This is a genomic window from Paenibacillus sp. OT2-17, from assembly GCF_009827695.1.
GTDB classification, from domain to species: domain Bacteria; phylum Bacillota; class Bacilli; order Paenibacillales; family Paenibacillaceae; genus Paenibacillus; species Paenibacillus polymyxa_B.
In genome coordinates this window covers 1-2813 of record NZ_WUDQ01000487.1, presented here as the reverse complement: position 1 = coordinate 2813, position 2813 = coordinate 1, and the positions used below count along the sequence as shown (strand labels likewise).

2 protein-coding genes and 1 rRNA gene are annotated in these 2813 nt (G+C 40.7%); all 3 read right to left on the bottom strand.

Annotation, left to right across the window (positions count from 1 at the left end; genetic code table 11):
• On the bottom strand, positions 1-684 hold a 684-nt coding region (locus GRP75_RS23515; RefSeq protein ID WP_160790519.1), incomplete at its 3' end, for an ABC transporter transmembrane domain-containing protein.
• A 216-nt stretch (positions 685-900) separates the two neighbouring features.
• Positions 901-1725 (bottom strand): thioesterase II family protein, encoded by an 825-nt coding sequence (locus tag GRP75_RS23510; protein WP_028541396.1) that lies wholly within the window; start codon positions 1723-1725, stop codon positions 901-903.
• A 956-nt stretch (positions 1726-2681) separates the two neighbouring features.
• Positions 2682-2798: ribosomal RNA gene (gene rrf, locus GRP75_RS23505) — 5S ribosomal RNA — on the bottom strand.
• Between the last annotated feature and the right edge of the window lie 15 nt (positions 2799-2813).

The window sequence follows — 2813 nt, the reverse complement described above, 5'->3', positions numbered from 1 at the left end:
GACGACCTCCTCCATAATCACCATATACTTCTTCAACAGCACAGCTTGCATATTGAATGCCTTGACGATAGGGATTCCTCCGATTGCATCTTGCCCCACAGCGTTCAAATGAGCAATTTTCTCCTGAAGATCTGCGGAATATTTTTCAATCGGCTTGCTCATTAGTGATGTTATGATCATTCCTATTGGCATGAGCGCAAGACTTGCCAATATCAGTTTCCAGCTTGTCAGTAAAAGCAATATGAGTGATGCCGTAAACACAAGCGGTAAATAAAACAGATTGGCAAACTGCTGGATAAAAAAGTTCTGTAATACTGCCGTATTATTGGTTAGACGGGATACCAAATCTCCGGTAAATTTCCTTTCCACGCTGGAAACCGGTAAATCGCAAAACTTATGTACGAGATCGCCTCTCAAGTCGCGCAGAGCACTAACACTAAAACGCGCTGAAGCGTACCTCATCACAAACTTACAGGGCATTCCAATAAGCGTCATACCAACAACCAGATAGATCATGTTCTGGGTAGAGGAGAATGTCCCCTGTGCCATTTGCTCAATAGCCTTACCCAAAACAATGTCAATAGTTGCCAAACACAAGGAGGCGATCACCGTTATGAAAACCCATAGATTATACGGCCTTACATAACGTGCGAGTCTCCGAAAAGCAGAATTTGATCGAAACAAGGGCATCCCTCTTTTCGTTGCCCACACTTTTTCAGTGCGAACTTTTTATATTGGCTGTGGACGTCGTTGAGATAAACTCTGGGTTTGGATGCATGAGTATCCGTACAGAATAAAATGCGATTTTGAACTATGCTGGAATTTGCATCTTGGTTGTGGGTTGGTTGTCGATTGTTGCTGAGATGGTAATAACGAAGTGTATCGTGATGTGTGGGACATTCAACTCTGTCTGAATCGTGGTTGTAGGGTGCTTGTGTTGTAAGCTGTATGAGCTGCCGCCGCGTGGGCCATCGGCGAGGATGTAGAAAGAATGTTCTCGACTGCGCTCATAACTTCTTGTTCTTGTTCATGGATGAAAAAGTGATTACCTTCGAACATCTGAACATCCATAGGTGATGTCGTATGCTGTTGCCAGGCATGGAGTGAATCTGTGCTAACCTCAAAATCCTTCATTCCGCCTAAAACGGTCATCGGACATACCAGTGGATTTCCCGGCTGATAAACATAAGTTTCACATACCTTAAAATCTGCACGCAGACGAGGCATAATAATTTGCATCAATTCTGCATTTTGCAGCACCTCTTCAGGTGTTCCCTGCATCAAACGAAGCTCTTCGGTGAAAGAATCGTCTGCTAAATCATGGAGTCGTTTTTTGGAGTATGGAAGATGTGGTGCGGATTTACCAGATATGATGATATGCACAGGTAGCTTTCCAGTTTTGCTGTACAACTGTCGTGCTGTTTCAAATGCAATCAGTGCACCCATACTGTGCCCAAAAAAAGCGAACGGCTTATGCATGTATGGGGCCATAGCGGGAATCAACGATTGAACGATGTCCTGAAGAGTATCCATTGGAGCTTCTGTTGAGCGGCTTTCACGTCCTGGAAGTTGTATAGGCAACACGTTAATATCAGGCGCGAACCTAGACTTCCAAGAGTTAAATATGTAAGCGCCACCACCAGCGTAGGGGAAGCAAAATAGTTGGAGCTTCGCAGTCGGTTGGACCTCTGTTTTTGCGAACCAAGATTGTGATCGAGTTGTCAAATGAATTCCTCCATCCTCTATGCAGTTCATAATTTTACAGTAAATCCTTATATCTCTTTTTTTCTTCCAACACTTTCTAACTGTTTTTAAATATACAAACTTTAAAACCGCTTGGCATGGGACAAAAGGGCTAAATTGATAGAGCTCATAAAAATAAAACAAAATCCATATTATGTTATTTGTTTCCAAATTTCAAAAGCAACAATTTCACTTTTTGTATTAGTTATCTGTCAATCATGATCTGTTAATTTAGTTTAAAACGAAATTTTTGGTTTTCACGAATTTTGTAAAACTAAACTCATTATGATTTACATTGAAGCTCCAACCCCTTATCCTACAACAATTTTATCTTTACATGCCATTAACATAAATGTAACAAATTCAACCTGATATCATCCGACAAATTCCGCCTTTTTCCGCAACCCTCTTTAACCTCCTAAATAATGGATTGAATTTGTATCAAGCTCACATAAGCCAAAATTAATAACTCTTTAATTTTGTAATAAATATTGTTATTTCATAGTCCTAAAGGACCATATTTTGCATATTTTTTTCTGACTCTTCGTCTAAAAAATTCAGTTCGGATTGAGTTTTTCTCTCCCAAAGCTATGAATTTTCTTTTCAAACTCTAATAGAAACGTTTCTATCTCGCTTCAAAAGTACCTGTTCTCTAGAAATTTATAGCCTTACTTTTAATCTTCCCCCTCAAAAAACAGTAACGGCAAACAGCAAGGCTCCCTGTTGTTGGAGACTTGCTGCTTTATAAATTTCATTATGTTTGACTTCACTATCGGTCGATATGCAGAGTGTTGTAAGCTTTATTGTAGTTATCCCCCAATCATATTAATTTAGTGGAATGGAGTATATGTATGGGTTTCTTGTATATTTTCCAAAACGCGAAAGCCTTATGGTATACAAAAAGAGCACAGCCCATTAAGGCTGTGCTCTTTAATCTTGCTTAGCGACGTCCTACTCTCCCAGGACCCTGCGGTCCAAGTACCATCGGCGCTGGAGGGCTTAACGGTCGTGTTCGGGATGGGTACGTGTGGAACCCCTCCGCTATCGCCACCAAACATGAATTTACATCG